This window comes from Nannocystis bainbridge (assembly GCF_028368995.1).
Taxonomy (GTDB): domain Bacteria; phylum Myxococcota_A; class Polyangia; order Nannocystales; family Nannocystaceae; genus Nannocystis; species Nannocystis bainbridge.
The window spans coordinates 308,120-323,749 of sequence record NZ_JAQNDL010000004.1 but is presented as its reverse complement, the minus strand read 5'-3'; the positions used below and the strand labels follow the sequence as shown (position 1 = coordinate 323,749).

Annotated in this window: 13 protein-coding genes; 5 read left to right on the top strand and 8 right to left on the bottom strand. The window is 74.5% G+C overall.

All coding sequences use genetic code 11. The features are described 5' to 3' along the window. Nucleotides 1-145: 145 nt before the first annotated feature. The 4 genes from POL25_RS38685 to POL25_RS38670 all read right to left on the bottom strand — a co-directional run bounded on the left by POL25_RS38685 (nucleotide 146) and on the right by POL25_RS38670 (nucleotide 2,445). Nucleotides 146-280, bottom strand: a complete 135-nt coding sequence (locus POL25_RS38685; RefSeq protein WP_272091421.1) for a hypothetical protein — start codon at nucleotides 278-280, stop codon at nucleotides 146-148. A gap of 80 nt (nucleotides 281-360) precedes the next feature. Next, nucleotides 361-1,026, bottom strand: coding sequence for a histidine phosphatase family protein (locus tag POL25_RS38680; protein ID WP_272091420.1), 666 nt, complete (start codon nucleotides 1,024-1,026; stop codon nucleotides 361-363). A 96-nt stretch (nucleotides 1,027-1,122) separates the two neighbouring features. Then, a complete protein-coding gene (locus tag POL25_RS38675) occupies nucleotides 1,123-1,521 on the bottom strand; it encodes a hypothetical protein (RefSeq protein WP_272091419.1) in 399 nt (132 codons plus the stop codon). 321 nt (nucleotides 1,522-1,842) lie between these two features. After that, nucleotides 1,843-2,445 carry a hypothetical protein gene (locus tag POL25_RS38670; RefSeq protein WP_272091418.1) on the bottom strand — a complete coding sequence of 201 codons (603 nt, stop codon included), beginning with the start codon at nucleotides 2,443-2,445 and terminating at the stop codon, nucleotides 1,843-1,845. A gap of 533 nt (nucleotides 2,446-2,978) precedes the next feature. On the opposite strand from POL25_RS38670, the gene POL25_RS44720 reads away from it, so the two are divergent. The 3 genes from POL25_RS44720 to POL25_RS38655 all read left to right on the top strand — a co-directional run bounded on the left by POL25_RS44720 (nucleotide 2,979) and on the right by POL25_RS38655 (nucleotide 6,611). Beyond that, entirely contained in the window at nucleotides 2,979-4,253 is a 1,275-nt protein-coding gene (locus POL25_RS44720; RefSeq protein WP_272091417.1) for a hypothetical protein, read from the top strand. Between the two features lie 34 nt (nucleotides 4,254-4,287). Further along, nucleotides 4,288-5,718, top strand: a complete 1,431-nt coding sequence (locus tag POL25_RS38660; RefSeq protein WP_272091416.1) for an RNA polymerase sigma factor — start codon at nucleotides 4,288-4,290, stop codon at nucleotides 5,716-5,718. A gap of 176 nt (nucleotides 5,719-5,894) precedes the next feature. Further along, complete coding sequence (locus POL25_RS38655) at nucleotides 5,895-6,611, top strand: hypothetical protein (protein ID WP_272091415.1); 717 nt, start codon at nucleotides 5,895-5,897, stop codon at nucleotides 6,609-6,611. A gap of 259 nt (nucleotides 6,612-6,870) precedes the next feature. Here the strand turns inward: POL25_RS38655 and POL25_RS38650 are convergent, their stop codons facing one another. Then, nucleotides 6,871-7,815, bottom strand: a complete 945-nt coding sequence (locus tag POL25_RS38650; protein WP_272091414.1) for a GlxA family transcriptional regulator — start codon at nucleotides 7,813-7,815, stop codon at nucleotides 6,871-6,873. A gap of 104 nt (nucleotides 7,816-7,919) precedes the next feature. Here POL25_RS38650 and POL25_RS38645 point away from each other — a divergent pair, with 104 nt between their 5' ends. Both POL25_RS38645 and POL25_RS38640 read left to right on the top strand, forming a co-directional pair. Beyond that, nucleotides 7,920-8,222, top strand: coding sequence for a putative quinol monooxygenase (locus POL25_RS38645; protein WP_272091413.1), 303 nt, complete (start codon nucleotides 7,920-7,922; stop codon nucleotides 8,220-8,222). A 749-nt stretch (nucleotides 8,223-8,971) separates the two neighbouring features. After that, nucleotides 8,972-9,520 (top strand): TlpA family protein disulfide reductase, encoded by a 549-nt coding sequence (locus POL25_RS38640; protein ID WP_272091412.1) that lies wholly within the window; start codon nucleotides 8,972-8,974, stop codon nucleotides 9,518-9,520. Between the two features lie 319 nt (nucleotides 9,521-9,839). On the opposite strand, the gene POL25_RS38635 is transcribed toward POL25_RS38640, so the two are convergent. From POL25_RS38635 to POL25_RS38625, 3 genes are all read right to left on the bottom strand, one after another. Then, nucleotides 9,840-12,521, bottom strand: a complete 2,682-nt coding sequence (locus POL25_RS38635) for a serine/threonine-protein kinase (protein ID WP_272091411.1) — start codon at nucleotides 12,519-12,521, stop codon at nucleotides 9,840-9,842. 283 nt (nucleotides 12,522-12,804) lie between these two features. Next, nucleotides 12,805-13,566: an alpha/beta fold hydrolase gene (locus POL25_RS38630; RefSeq protein ID WP_272091410.1), complete on the bottom strand. Its 762-nt coding sequence runs from the start codon at nucleotides 13,564-13,566 to the stop codon at nucleotides 12,805-12,807. Nucleotides 13,567-14,095: 529 nt separating this feature from the next. Continuing rightward, nucleotides 14,096-15,007: an FHA domain-containing protein gene (locus POL25_RS38625; RefSeq protein ID WP_272091409.1), complete on the bottom strand. Its 912-nt coding sequence runs from the start codon at nucleotides 15,005-15,007 to the stop codon at nucleotides 14,096-14,098. Between the last annotated feature and the right edge of the window lie 623 nt (nucleotides 15,008-15,630).

Here is a 15,630-nt window from a genome sequence, read left to right as displayed (position 1 = left end):
CCGGACGAGACCCTAAACCTTGACGTCAGTGTCAAGGTCAAGCGGGAAAACGTGCGCGCCTTGCAACGCCGGAATTTCCTCGCGGCTGCAAACGAGCGCGAGGGCCCTGCAAGCGCTCTTCCCCGGGCGCAGGTCGAGCCGTGGTTTACTGTCCAGCCCGCCGGTCGAGCTCGCGGGTGGTGTCGCCGGCCGCCCGCCAACCCGGGGGCAGCTCCCGCCACTGCGCGAGCGCCTGCGGCGCATCGAGCGCTGCGAACAGCCGCGCATCGCTTACGAGCAAGGCTGAATGGACATGTCCTTCAAGACATGGCCGATCGCACATGCCCTCACGGACATGCTCGTATCACCAGGTCGCGGCGCTCACGGGTGGTCCCACCACTTCGAGAGCTTCGCGCTCGGGCGGGCGGTGTAGTCGGTGTAGTGCGAGACGTCGTTGTAGAGCATCAGGCGGGCGCGCACGACGTCCTTGAACTCGAGGATGTTGAGGCACGCAGGCGCTTGGTCGAGGCGGTCGCGGTAGCCGCGGGCGTCGATGCCGAGCAGGCTCGAGAGGACCAGGCGGATGGTCGCCTTGTGCGAGACGACGGCGACGGTCTGGTCGGGGTGCTGCAGCACGATCCGGCGGATGACAGGCAGCGCGCGGGCCATCACCTCCAGGCCCGGCTCGCCGCCCTCGGGCGCGAAGGTGTACGGGTCCTCCTCCCAGGCGCCGTACTCCGCGGGGAAGCGCGCCTCGACCTCGGCGCGCGTGAGCCCCTCCCAGCGGCCGTGGTCGATCTCTCGCAGGCCGGGCTCGGCGATCGGCTCGCGCCCGCAGGCGGCGGACACCAGCGTCGCGGTCTCGTGGGCGCGCCGCATCGGACTCGCGTAGACGGCGGCGAGTTCCTGATCGGCGAGCCGCTCGCCGAGGCACCGGGCCTGGCGCCGCCCCTCGTCGGACAGGTCGACGTCGGTCGAGCCGGCGAAGCGGTCCTCGGCGGACAGCACGGTGGCGCCGTGGCGGATGAGCAAGATCCGGGTGGACATGCACCCGAGGGTCGCCGGTTCCGCGCAAAGTGCAAGCGGTCGACGCGGCCACCCGCGAGCGCAGCGCCGAATTGGCTGCTCGCGGCCCCGCAACGGCTATGGGCCGGTCGCGTCGGTCGTGTCCGTGTCGGTGGTCCCGTCGCTCGTCGTGCTCGTGCCGGTGGTCGGCGTCGTGCCCGCGCTCGTCGGATCGGTGTCCGTCGTGTCCGTGCTCGTCGTGCTCGTCGTGGTCGTGCTCGTCGTGGTCGTCGCGTCCGTGCCCGTCGTCTCGGTGGTCCCGCCCTCCGTGATCGTGTCGGGGCTGCCGTACTCCGGCTGCGGGTCGCTGAGGTTGCAGGCCGCCATCGCCAGCGCTGCGGCGAGCGCCGCGAGCCGGCCTGCGCGCTCGGAGGGAGACCACGCGGTGCCGCAGTGCGGGCAGGCGGGATCGGCGGCGCACGCCAGTTCGTGGCACGCGGTGCACGGGAACAATCGGGTCTCGGGAAGCAAAGCCATGCACGAGCTTTCGCCGGCTCGAGACGGCGTGTCAATCCGTCGCGCGACCACAAGCCCGGGTGGAGCCGCGAACCGCGTCCGCGGGGCGTCGCTACGCAGCGGACGGGCGCGCGTCGGAGCGCCCACGTGAACCGCGTGAGGCGTGGATCGGCGCGGACCTTCGGTCGGGCGATCGGGCGGCCCCGGGGCTGTGCTCGCGCGGGGTCTCGACTTCCGGACGCCGCGCGGATCCATCGCATGTCTCTCGGGACATGTCGCATCTGTTGCCGATCGCCGCGTGCCCCGCGGATGCCGTGGTGCCCATGCGATCGGGGCCTGCGCTCACAGGTCGAGGCCGCCGTCGAAGGTCTGCGGCTCCGGCTCGTTCGCCGGCTGCTTCGGCGCCTTCACGGGGCCACGGGGCTGGGTCGCGGGCGGCTCGATGGCAGGTTTCTCGCCGCGCTCGATCTGCGGCTCCGGAGCCAGCTCGCCCCGGATCATCGGCGCCGGGGGAGCGATCTCGTGGGGAATGTTGACCCCGCCGGCGGCGACGCTGAGCACGACGTCCACCTCGGGCTCGAGCCTCTCGACGGGCCTCGTCGGCCCGTGCGGCGTGCAGGCGCTCAGGGCCGCGGCCACACCGGCGGCAGCGGCCGCCTCGGGCAACCAGCGCCGGCGCAGGCGCGCGACCGGGACCAGCGCCGGTGGGGGCGTTCGCGGCGGCGAATCGGCGTACTGCAGCGCGCCGCCGGCGTCGCGCCGGAGCGAGACGCACACCGAACGCCCGCGGTTGGCGGCCAGGAACGCCTCGGCCTCGGCGCGGGGCCAGTTGGCGAGGACGTGGACGTCCTTTTGACAGTGATCGCAGAAGAATTGGCGGCCGCTGCGGTCGGCGTCGAGCTCGATGGGGCAAGGCCGGGAGATCTTCAGGGTGCGCGTGTCCATCGTCGAACCGGCGAACGCCGCCCCGGGGCCCGCGGCTTACAGGGCGAATGCATGCCCGCATGTGCGGGTGGGGGCTGCGCTTTCGCGCGTGGGGTGCGGGCTGAGGAGCTTGGGCTGTCCGTTCATGCATGTCTTGAAGGACATGTCGCGGGGCGCGTCGCGCTCGGCGGATGCCCCGGCTCGCGCTGCGGTGATTCGGCGGCCGCGCGCCGCTCGGATCATGTACGTTCCATCGCTATGTTGCTGGCATCAGCCCGGGGATCGCAATGCCTGTTGGCATCGGCCTGCGCTCTGCGCATTGCCCGAACCAATGTTCGATGCCACGACGCGCAGGCTCTTCCTATACTTAAACCTCGATGCAAATGTCTGCGCCCTGCAATGCATCGAGCGCAGTGCTGCTGCTCGCCTTGCCCCGCTCCCTCCCTCGGGGTCACACCCGGCATGCCTCCGGCGCAGGCCCGAGCGCGGTCGCACACTCATCGAGCGCCGCACGTTCGCGGCCTGCGGGTCTCGCGGCGGCGTAGAATCGGCGCGTGCTCGTGGCGCTCGCAGGCTTGCTCGTCGCGCTGGGGTCGACGCCGGACGCCCCTCGGGTCGAGCTGAGCTGGCGGGCGCCGGCCGCCTGTCCCGACGCCGACGCGATCCACCAGCGGCTGCGCGAGCTCGTGCCCGTCCCGCCGTCCGGGCCGCTCGTGCGCGCCGCGGCCGACGTGACGCCGCGACCGCGAGGCGGCTGGCGCCTGCGGCTGACGCTGCGCGGGCACCGGCTCGACGACCGCCGCACGATCGAGGCCCGCGACTGCCGCGGCCTGGCGGACGTGACGGCGCTGCTGATCGCCCTCGCCGTCGCGCCCGAGGAAATCGCCACGCGCATGACGGCCGACCTCCGCGGCCCGAAATCGCCGGCCGCGGGTGCCCCGTCGGGCGCCCCGGCGTCTCGCCCGGGTGCGCCGGGTCTGCCCACGGCCGCGGCCGCGACCTCGCGGCTCCCCGCCACTCCCGAGATCGGCAACTCGGAGCCGCTGCCCTCGCCCAACGCGGCGCCCGTGCGCGCCACCGCGCCAAACCTCGGCGATCCGCAGCAGCCATCGCCGGCCGGCACCGCGCCCGTGCGCGCCACCGCGCCAAACCTCGGCGCTCCCGAGCAGCCATCGTCGCCCGGCACCGCGCCCGTGCGCGCCACCGCGCCAAACCTCGGTGATCCGGAGCCGCCGCTCTCGCCCGCCGCCGCCCCCCTGCGCGAGGGCGCGCTCGCCGGCGACCTCGCCGACGACCCGCCCGTCCCAAGCCTGGCCGCCCCGGTGCGAGGGGCGGTGCGGATCGCCGGCGGCGGCGAAATTGGTGGCATCCCGGCCTTTGCGCCCGCCGCTGGCCTCGCCTTCGCCGTCTTCCGCGGCCCGTGGCGCGTCGAGCTCGGCGGCACCTATGCCGCGCGGGCCCTCGCCTACCCCGAGCCGGCCGGCGTCGGCGCCCGCCTTCTGCTCGCCGCCGGGGCCGTGCGCGCCTGCGGCGTCCCGCGCTGGCGCCGGCTGGAGTTCCCGGTCTGCGGCGGCCTCGAGCTCGGCTTCGTGCGCGCCGTCGCCCGTGGCGTCGCCGCCCCGCAGCCCGCCGGCGATCTCTGGCTCGCCGCCCAGCTCAGCCCGGGCCTCGTCTGGGCGCCCTCTCGCGTCATTGCCGTCAGCTTCACCCTCGACGTCCTGGTCGCCCTGCGGCGCCCCGGCTTCCACGTCGCCGGCCTCGGCGAGCTCGCGCGCGCCGAGGCCGTCGGGCTCCGGCCCATGCTCGGCATCGAAGCCCGATTCCCGTGATGGGCGGGCTGGCAGCCGGGCACCCAGGAGCACCGTGAGCGGCCCGAACTCGCCCTCGTTCCCCGAGCTCTACCAGGCCCAGTTCGAGTACGCCTGGGCCAGCCTGCGCCGCCTCGGCGTCCCGCCCGAGGCCCAGGAAGACGCCGTCCAGGACCTCTTCCTCGTCGTCTACCGCCGCCTGCCCGAGTTCGCCGGCCGCTCGAGCCTCAAGACCTGGATCTTCGGCGTCGCCCGCCGGGTCGCCGCGCGCCACCGCCGGACCGAGGCGCGGCGGCTGCGACGGCACGCGCGCCTGGCCGCCGTCCCCGACGACGCGCCCGCGCACACCGACGACGAGCTGGCGCGCCGCGAGGCCCGGCGGCGGCTCGCCGAATTTCTCGACGGCCTCGACGACGACCGCCGCGCCGTGTTCGTGCTCCATCTCTACGAGGAAATGTCGGCAACCGAGATTGCACAGACCCTCGGCGTGAATGTCAACACCGTGTATTCGCGGATCCGGCTGGTCCGTGAGCAGTTCGATCGCACGTTCGCCGCCGTCGCCCCGACCGCGCTGCGGAGCGCGAGGACCCCCGAGGCCCCGCCGCGAGGCGCCCAGGCGCGCGTGTGGGCGGCGCTGCTGCTGGCCCTCGGCGCTGCCTCGGCTGCCCCCGGCGCCGCGCTCGCGCAGGGGGCCGCCGCGGCTGGCCACTCTGCAGCCGCCTGGACGCTGGGACTGGCGGTCGCCGGTACTCTGGTGATCGTCGCAGCCCGCCCCGCAGCTCCGACCACCGCGGAGGCTGCCGATCGCAGCTCGGCGCCCTCGCACACAAGAGCCGGCGACGCCGCAGCGCGGCCCGACTCGCGCTCGGATAGCGGCGACACCCACGCCACCACTGCCTCTCATGTCGATGCACGCGGCGCCGAAGCACCGCCCGCTGCTCCCTCTCGCAAGAATTCCGGCGAAAGCGAAGCGCCCCTTCCCCCCGCCGATCTTTCACCCCCCGATGCGCGCGCCGCCGGAGCGTCCCCCGAAGCTCCACCCGCCGTCGCGCCCCGGCACGTGCACCGACAGAGCGACGCCGCCGATCTCGATGAGGGTGATTCATCCGCGCATGCCCGCGACCCCGCGCACGCGTCGACCCGCGCGCATGCCCCCTCGCAGCCGTCCGCCGCCCTCTCCGCAGAGGACCTCGCCCGCGAAGCGGCGCGGATCACCGCCGCGCGCGCCGCGATCGAGGCCGGCCGCACCGACGAGGCCCTCGCCGAGCTGCGACGCCACCAGCGCGAATTCCCGACCGGCGTCTTGCAGCGCGAGCGCCTCGGCCTGCGGGCGATCGCGCTGTGCCGGTCGGGCCGCACGCGCGAGGGTCAGCGCGAGGGCGAAGCCTTTCTGCACGCGCACCCGGACAGCGCGCTCGCAGCCCGCGTGCGCCTCGATTGCACCCTCCCCGCCACGAACTCGCCCGACCGCGAACCGACGCCATGAGGCGTCCCCACGCTTCGACCGCTCCGCATCGCGCACGAACCTGCGCCGACGCATGACCGGGGCCCCGAGCGCGAGCACGAGCCGACGCCACGACGAGAACCGCCGTGCCCGACCCCACCTGCGAAAAAATTCGCCGCCCCCGTGATGGCCGCCCCGGCACCCGGGCACTCAGGCGCATGCACTTCGCACGCCTCCTCTCTCCTTGCCTCGTCGTCACCACGCTGCTCGCCGGCTGCTTGCCCGACTCGAAGAACATCGGCGACACCCTCGGCGGCGACAGCGACTCGACCGCCACCAGCGCGGCCACCACGGACGATCCGACCCCCAGCACTTCGGTCAGCGAGAGTCAGACCGGCGACGACGGCGGCGAGACCCTCGCCACCACGGGTGACGACAGCCACGGCACCACCGGCGCGGTCAGCCACTCCACCACCGGCGAAGAGACCACCGGCACCACCGCCGTCGACACCACCGGCACCACCGCCGACGACACCACCGGCACCACCGTCGACCCCGGCGAGTTCGAGCGCTTCAACGTGCGCTCGGTCGCGGGCCTGTGCCCCCCCGAAGCCGACTGCGACGGCTTCGTGGAGCTGCTCTCGACGCGGATCTTGCGGGTCGAAAAGGTCGGCGACCTCGGCAACCCGGTGACCGAGGTCGAGATCAGCGCCGAGGACTTCGCGCTGGCCCTCGAAGTGTTCACCGACCCTGCCCTCGTCGCCGTGCTCGACAGCCCCGAGCCGCTTTGCAACCCGCCGTCCGACGTCTTCGAGACGATGGAGCTCGAGCTCGGCGGCACGCTGCACGACGCGACGACGACCTTCTGCGACGACCCGCCGCTGCAGGCCGCGCGCCAGGAGGCCGTGGCGCTGCGCGAGAAGTACGTGCCCTGACGACGAGCGAGCGTCGCGGCGACGAGCCGCGGCGCTGCGCGATCGAATCGGCGGACCCAGCAATTGCGCGATGGCTCGATCCGCCGCGACCGCATCGAGGTCGTCGATTCGCGTCGTCCGCCCCGGCGAGGCGCATTGTCGATCCGATGCGAGTCGAAGCGGCAGCGATTGAACGACCCGCCGCATCGCCGCGTGACACGCCCGGAACGAAAGCAGCCCCCACGCCACGATCGCGGAGCGAGCCGCCCCGCGCCTGCTGTCAGGCCCGCCGCAGCTCTCGCACCCCGCGGCCCGTGCGACGGCGCAGCAGCGTGCGCAGCGTCGTCGCCTCGCTGTAGCCGACCTCGGTAGCGATCGCGTCGAGCGACGCGTCGCTCGTCTGCAGGCAATGCACCGCGTGGGCCACCCGCAGATCCTGCACGAACGACAGCGGCGACTTGCCGAGCACCGCGCGCACGCGTCGCTCGAGCGTGCGCTCGGTCGCGCCGACGGCCCGCGCCGCCGCGCCCATGGTGAAGCCGCGCAGGTGGCCGCGCGCCCAGTCCTCGAAGCGGGCCACCAGCGGATCGGCGTGAGCCAGGTGATCGGGCATCACGTAGGGCGCCTGCGACGGGCGCGAGTCGTAGAGCAGGTGATTGGCGACCGTGCGCGCGAGCGCCGGGCTGCGGCGGCGGACCAGCCACAGCGCGAGGTCGAGGTGCGCCAGGGCCGAGCCGGCGGTGACGATGTTGTCGGACTCGACGATCATCTGCGCGTCGTCCAGCGCGACCGCGGGGAAGCGCGCGCGAAAGAACGGCGCCAGCCACCAGGTCGTGGTCGCGCGGCGGCCCGCCAGCAGGCCGGCGTCGCCGAGCACGAAGGTGGCGGTGCAGGCCGCCGTCACCCGCGTGCCCGCGGCGGCCGCGGCCTGCAGCCTCGCCGTCGCGTCGACGACGTCGCGCCGCGCCAGCGCCCGCTCGAGCGCGTCGGGCGTCTTGGCCCCGAGCGCCGGCACGATCACGACGTCGGGCCGCGCCCGCGGCCGCTCCACCACCGGCACCCCGAAGCCGAGGTGCGTCCGGACCCGTCGCCGCACCCCGACCACCGCCACGCGGGCCCGCTGCTCCGGCGCGCTCGCCAGCGCGTTGGCGGTGTCGAGCGTGTCGAGCACCAGAGCGAGCCCCGCGTCGAACACCCCGTCGAGGACGAGCACCTGGACCTGCATGGCGGAAACGATACCATCGTTGTCGGTTCCGCCAATAGCGCGTTGCGTGCCAGATCGCTACGGTGACGAACGTGACCGGGCGTCACGCACAAAGGAGCACGCACATGGTGAAGGTCGGACTGTTGGCTCGTATCGTCGCAAAACCTGGCAAGGAAGAGGAGGTCGCCGGATTCCTCGCCGGCGCGCTGCCGCTGGCGCAGCGCGAGGAGGCCACCGCTGTGTGGTTCGCCATCCGCCTCGGCCCGCAAGAGTTCGGCATCTTCGACGCGTTCGCCGACGACGCCGGCCGCCGCGCCCACCTCGAGGGCTCGATCGCCGCGGCGCTGATGGCCCGCGCGGGCGAGCTGCTGGCCGAGCCGCCGCGCATCGACCAGGTCGATGTGCTGGCGGCCAAGCTGCACGCCTGAGCCGCGACCGGCTCGCGCCATGGCCGTCGCGTCGCCGAGGTCGCGCTACCGCGTCGTCGTCAGCCTCGCCGGGCCCGCAGCCGGCGAGGTCGACGCGGCGCACCTCGGCGACGCGAGGGTCCGGGCGCTGGCGGATCTCGCGGACTCCGACACTCGGCAGCGCGAGCACCCTCGCAGCACCCGGCTCACGTCTGCGCGACACGCAGCGGCGACGCGAGCACCCGACATTTCCCCTACCGTCTACGCGACGCGGCGGCGCGATGGCGGGACGATGCTCGCGGACGGCAATGCCTCGGCGGAACGGATACCTTCGCAGCACCTGCCGTCTTCCTCCCGTCTGCGCGGCACGCGTCGGCAACGCGAAGACCTGGCAGCAACGAATTCCCTGGCGCTTGTGCCACGCAGCGATGCGCGAGGCGGCTGCGCCTCGGCACCGCGAGTACTTGCGCAGCATCCGACGTCTTCCCGGCAATCTCCGCGACACGCCTCGTCGCCCCCGACATCTCCGCGACGAACCTCCACACCGCGCGGGTCCTCCCGTGCGCCACGCGAGGATCCACGCGATGCCGGGGCGATGCCCGGCGACCCCGTAGCGACGGACGACACCAGCGAAATGACGTTCGAAGCGACGGCACACGGTTCGTCGCCGGCCGGCCCCCGACGACGCGTCGCGTCGGCCGACCCGCGACCCTGCGTCGCGTCTCGGCGCGCGCGCGCGAGTCTGCTACGGTCCGCGGGATATGTCCGTGGTGCATCCTCGTTCCCTCGCCGTCGCCGTCGTGCTCGCCACCTCGGCCTGTCGCTCCGACGCGACGACCCCGCCCTCCTCCGCCCAGGATCAGGCCCCACCGGTGCTCGTCGGACCGGTCGAGCGCGCCGACGTCGAGAAGCAGGTCCCCGGGTGGATCAGCGACGCCGAGATCGACGGCGAGGCGGCGGCGAAGCTCGCCAGCGTGCCGCCCGGAGCCGAGGTCACCATCATCTTCGGCACCTGGTGCGGCGACTCGCGCCGCGAGGTCCCGCGGCTGTGGCGGGCGTTCGACGCCGCCGGCGCCCCCCTGCCGTTCACGCTCAAGCAGATCGGCGTCGACACCCAGAAGACCGCCCCCCAGATCGACAAGGCCGCGATCGATCTGCGCTACGTCCCGACCATCATCGTCTCGCGCGAAGGTCGCGAGGTCGGCCGGATCGTCGAGAGCGTGGCGGGCGGCGTCATCGAGCGCGAGTTGCTGGCCCTGCTCGACGGCAGCAAGACCGGCCTCATCACCGGCCGCACCGACCTCGGCCCGTCGTCCTGACTTCGTCGCCGGGCCTGACCGCCAGGTCGCACGCAATGCGAGGCGATCGTCGTCGCCTCACGCACGAGAATGCACTGATGACATAGCCCGGAGGACATGTCCCTATCGACATGTCGTCTCGGTCATTCATCATCTCACAGCGTGTCTGCGCCGAGGTCGGCCATGCACGGGCTGGCGCGTCGCCTATGGCCGGCTCGCGGGCCGCCCCATCGGTGGCAGATCCGGCAGAGCGGGTGTCGTCGGCGCACGGCCACCGATCTGCCGCAACCTCACCGCGACCACGCTCGCCTGGCCTGCTCGCCCCTCGCTGCGCGAGCGCTCACCGCATCGGCGCGTCGGGCTGCCGCAGCCACGCGGCGACCTCCTCGCGCGCGGCCGCGTGCCCCTCGCCGGCGTCGCGGTAGTCCGCGTGCGCGCGTTCGCCCAGGCGGCGGGCCTGCCAGGCGTCGCCCGCGGCCGCCTGGGCCTGCGCCAGCGCGAAGCCGAGCCGCCCCAGCGCCGCGCGGGACCCCGAAAGGCTCGGGTCGCCGCGCGCCTGCGCGAACGCGCGCGTGGCCGCCTGCAGCTCGCCGTCGGCCAGCAGCGCTTCGGCCAGGTCGAAGCGCGCCGGCGCCTCGCCCACGGTCGCGTCGAGGATCGCCAGCGCGCGGCGGTCGAGCGCCCGCGCCTCCCCGGCCCGCCCGAGCGCGCGCCGCAGCCCCGCCAGCTCGAGCAGCGCCGCCGCCACCGGCGCCGACCCGGGCCCGTGGTGGCGCTCCGCGAGCGCCAGCGCGCGCGCGTAGTGCGGCTCGGCCTCGGCCGGCGCGCCCGCCTTGGCCAGGACCCGGCCGACGCAGGTCGCCGGCCAGATCAGGCGCGGGTGGTCGTCGCCGTAGGCGAGCTCCCAGCTGGCCAGCGCCCGGCGATCGTCGGCCAGGGCGGCCGCCAGGTCGCCCCGGTGCTCGTGGACCTGGCCGCGCGCGAGGATCCGGCGGGCCGTGCTGGGGTGGTCGAGGCCGAGGGTGGCCTCGGCGACCGCGACCGCGCGCGCGTGGTGGGCCAGGGCCGCGTCGTCGCGCCCCGCCGCGCGCTCGAGCTCGCCGAGCTGCTCGTGGATGGCGGCCAGGGCCGGGTGCTCGGGGCCGAGGCGGCGGGTCTCGAGCGCCAGGGCGGCCTCGAGGTCGGCCCGGGCCGCGGCGACGGCCCCGCGGGCGCGTGCGGCCTGGCTGCGGTGCTGCAGCAGGCTGGCGCGCAGGTCGAGCGCGCCCTCGCCCAGCCCCGCCCCGCTGGCCTCGGCCAGGCGGGCCCACAGCGCGTCGGTCTCGGGCGCCCGCGGCGGTCCGCCGGTGACGTGGACCAGGTGCACCGCCGCCTCCGCCCGCGCGCCGCGGTGGCCGGCCGCGTCGGCGACGAAGTACGCGGCGGCCAGGCTGTCCTGCGCCTGCGCGCCGGCGCCCGTGTGCTCGTGGAGGAGCCCGAGCAGCAGCAGCGCGTCGGCCTCGCGGCGCCCCAGGCCGAGCCCACGCGCGCGCCGGCGCGCCGCCGCGGCCGCCGGCAGCCCGCGCTCGTACTGCCCGGCGCGCAGGTTCGCGCGCGCCCCGGTCAGCAGGCCCTCGATCTCCGCCGTCGCCGCCGCCGTCGCCGCCGCGAGCTCGGGCTCGTCGCCGCCCAGCAGCGCCTCCGGGCCGACGCAGTCCGCCGACCCGGGCAGCTCGGCCGTCGCCACGACCGCCTGCTCGACCGCCGCCGCGTCGGCGCGCGCCAGCGTGTCGATCCAAGCCGTCAGCTCCCGCCGCCGCCGGTCGAGGCAGCGCTCGCGCCGGCGGTCGAGCGGGCCCGGACCGTCGAGCGCCAGCTCGCAGGCGCGCCGCCGCGCGGCCGTCCAGGCCTCCGCGTGGGCGTCGAGCAGGCGGGCGGTGCGGGCGAAGGCGTCGCCAGCGTAGGCCAGCCCGGTGGCCGCGAAGGCGCGCTCGACCGCCGCCCGCGGCCCCGGCCCCCATCCCGGCTCGGCCGGCGCGCACACGGCCGGCGGCGCGTCGTCGCGCAGCAGCAGCGCCCACGCGCCCGAGGTCACCGCCGCCGACACCAGCGCCACGGTCAGCCAGGCCCGCCGCGGCCGCGGCAGCGCCTCGCGCAGCTCGTCCAGCAGCGCGGCCATCGAAGCGTGGCGGTCGGCGGGCGCGCGCGCCAGCCCCTTGCGGACCGCCCGCCGCAGCCGCGCCGGGACTCTGGCCTCGCCGGGCGCCCCGCGGACCTCGCCGGCCACGACCTGCAGCATCAGCGCCGCCGCGGTCTCGCCGGCGAACGGTCGCTGGCCGTACAGCGCCTCGAACAGGGCCACGCAGAAGCCGAACTGATCGCCGCGGGCGTCGATGGCCCCGTCCTCGTAGCGCTCCGGCGGGATGTAGCCCGGGGTCCCGGCGGCGAACGGCGCGGGCGCGGCGGCGTCGTCCTCGCGGCGCGCCAGGCCGAAATCCAGCACCCGCGCGCGCCCGTCGGCGCCGACCAGCACGTTGTCGGGCTTGAAGTCGCAGTGCACGAGCCCGGCCTGGTGGGCCGCCGACAGCCCGCGCCCGGCCTGGACGAACATCGCCACGATCTCGGGCCAGCGCCGCGGCGCCTGCAGCCAGGTCCGCAGGCTGGGCCCGCGCACGAACTCCATGACGAGGAACACGCGGTCGCCGTGCTCGCCGACCTCGTACACGTGAATGACGTTGGGGTGCGCCAGCCGGGCCTGCGCCTGCGCCTCGGCCAGCAGCATGAGCCGGGCGCGCGCGTCGGGGCCGTGGCGCACGAACTTGATCGCCACCTTGCGATCGAGCCCGGCGTCGTAGGCGCTGAACACCACGCCCATGCCGCCGCGCCCGAGCAGCTCGAGCAGCGTGTAGCGCCCGAGCCGGCGCGCCTGGCCGAGCCCGGCGAACACGGCGTCGGCGTCGTCGACCACGGCGACGCCGTCGTCGCTCCCGGGCTCGGTCGGCAAGGTGCACGCGGCCGGGAGGTCTGCCGAGGGCGTGACCACGGGTGGCGGCGATGATGGCCGCCCGCCGCCGACGAGACAAGCGACGCGCGCGTGCGCGGGCACCCTCAGGCGGGGCACCGACGCGCGGCGGTGCCCGCGAGGGCGCGAATCACCGCGCGACGCGATGCCATGAATCGCGGTCCCTCGGCGCGACCTTCATTCGCGGCGGCAATCATGGCATCGCGACAATCACCGCATGCGTGGCGAATAATGGCACCACGTCAATCACGACACGCGTCGTGCGCTGCGCTGCGAATCGATGCAGCGCAGCGACACCGCCGGCTCACGAGCGGGCGATCGCCACCAGCACGTCGTGCAGCCGCTCGGGCTTGGAGAAGAACGGCGAATGATCGGTGTGGAGCTCGTGGACCGCCTCGCACGGCATCGCCGACAGCATCGAGCGCTGCAGCGCCGGCGAGATCGCCCGGTCGCGCGCGCACGACACGTAGAAGCGGCGCACGCTGCCGTAGCCCGCGTCCGTCAGGGCCAGCGGCGTGGCGAACGGCGCCAGCGGGTTCGGCTTCAGCAGCGAGCGGGCGCGGTCGATGTCCGCGCGCTCGCAATCGGCGTAGAAGATCTCCTGGACCGCGTCGAGGTTGACGTCGACCACGCCCTCGTCGGCCCGGACGCGCAGGTTCGAGGTCGCCAGCGACTCGGCGTCCTGCAGCGCCACGTCGAGCAGCGACGTGCCGTTCGGCAGCAGGAATGCTGTCAGATAGACCAGCTTCTCGACCTTCGTCGGCCGCGCTTCGGCCACCGTCGAGATCACGATGCCGCCCATGCTGTGACCGACCAGCACGACCGTGCCCTCGATCGCGTCGAGCGCCGCGATCACCCGCCCGGCGTAGTGGTCCAGCGTCACCGACGCGGGCGCCGTCTCGTCGGCGCCGTGCGACGGCAAGTCGAGCGTGGTCACCCGATGGCCGCGGGACGCCAGCAGCCGGGCCGTCGTCACCCAGCACCAGGCCCCGTGCCAGGCCCCGTGGACCAGCACGAAATGCCTCGCCTCGCCCCTCGCTTGTTCGTCGCGCTGGTCGTTCCTCATCCCGGATGCCTCATGAGCGATTGCCACGGCTACGAGTCGGACCGTAGGGTCGGCGCTCGCTCGCTGTCAATCGTCGCGGATCGCGGAGCGGGGCGTCGACAATTGCGCGCCGCCGAACCTCACGCTCGCGGGTGCACCGTCCGCGTCGTTGTCACCAGTGACATTGCACCTGGTAGATCGGACATGTCCGAAGAGACTTGCGATTTTTCCTGTCCTCACGCGCCGCAGACGGTCGACGTCTGCTCGGGAACGCCCCGCAGGGCCAGCGCGCGCGCAGCAGCCCCGCGGCGCCGACATTCGCGGCACGGCCCGCCGGCGCGGACGCTCGCATGATTCGCGGTGGACACGTGACCATGGTCCAGCAGGTCTGTCGGACGTCCGCGAATCACGACGGCCGCGGACGGCGCCGTGCGCGCTCGAGGCATCGGCCGGTGCGTCGCCACACTGATTGGCACCGGCGGAACTGGCGACAATCGGCCATCCGCCGTTCGCAGAGTGTGCCGCGGGTCACGCTCGCGCTCGCTGGCGCTTACGCCAGCGGCACGACCTCGATCGCCGCCACTCCGAGCCGCAACAGCCGCGTCCCGGGGCGCCGCTCGATCAACGCCGCGGCGTCGGCCACCCCGGCGCGGGCCAGCTGGGCGCGCGCGCGATGGATGGCGACGCCCAGGTGGTCCTCCTTCATTCGCAGCATCGTCAGCAGGTCGTCCTGCCGCAGCCAGCCCTGCTCCGCCGCGGCCACCCCGGCGGCCGCGTCGGCCTGCCGCTGACGCGCCAGCAGCAGCAGCGGGTAATGATGCGCGCGCACCTGCAGGTCGAGGCGGCGCTCGCCGACCTGGGCCACCAGCTCGACCTGCTCCTCGTCGCGGCTGACCGCGAAGCGCAGGCGCAGCTGCGCGACCACCAGCAGCGTCGCGCCGTCCTCCCACGTGCCGGCGGCCGCCCGCGGCAGGTGCACGCGCCACAGCCCGCCGGCCTCGATCACCGCGCGGTCGTCGACCTCCCGCGTCGCCCCGTCCTGCTCGAGCCACCAGCGACCGTCGCCCTCCTGGTAGAGAGCGGCGCGCGGCTCCGTCTCGTGCGGCAGCGCCAGATAGCCGCCCTCGGCGATCCGCCGCGCCCCGTCGGCCAGCGCGACCGCCTGCGCCCGCGGCCCGGCGGCACAGGCGAGCTGCCACGGCCCCGCCTCGCGGCCGAATCGCAGCACCGCGCCGACCGCCAGCGGCGCCCGCCCGCCCGGCCCGAGCCGCACCTCGCCGACGTACGAGCCGTTGCGGCTGCCGAGGTCCCGCAGCTCCCAGTGCGTCGCCGACCACTGCAGCACCGCGTGCTCGCTCGAGACGTCGCGGGCGGCGAGCACGAGGTCGCAGCCGCGCGAGCGGCCGACAAGGCAGCGATCGGGCAGCTCGAGGTCGCCGTCAGGCCCGCGCAAGACGCCCATCAGCCGCCCCCTCGCTGCGCCCTTCGCATGCGCGGCGAACCTAACACGCCCGCCCGCACCGAGGTCAGCGGGGACGCCCCTGTCGGAGATCCGTCAGCGAGCTGTTCCGCAAGCCCCGGCCGCGAAGGGACGGCGGCGGCGCGAGCGACCGCGCGCAGCCGCTCGCGCCGAACGGCGCTGTCGCGTCCGCGAGGCGCTCAGGTGATGTTCTTTTGGACATGTCCTTCACGCCATGTCATCGAAGCCATCCCGGTGCCCTCCTCGTGCACCGAGATCAGGAGCCTGCCTCGAGGGAGGGGCACGCACCTCGAAGCGCTGGCACGTTCCTCGAGCGTGAGCGGGGCGCAGCGGCCGACGTCGCCGGGCGATCTCCGTGAGCCCCGCGACGCGGCGATGCGCGCTCGCACTTCCACTGGGCGTGGCTGACATTGCAACAGACATCAGCCCGCAAGGTCCGCGGCGAACGACGAAATCGGCCGCTTCGACTTGCATCTCATGTCTGTTGCTGACAATGCAAATGGCAAGGGCCCGCGCGCGGCCGTCTTGCCGCGCGCGGGCTGGAGCTCATCGTGAATGACGCCTGCAAGGCCCCATGCGTCATGGATCGTCAATCAACCGAATGC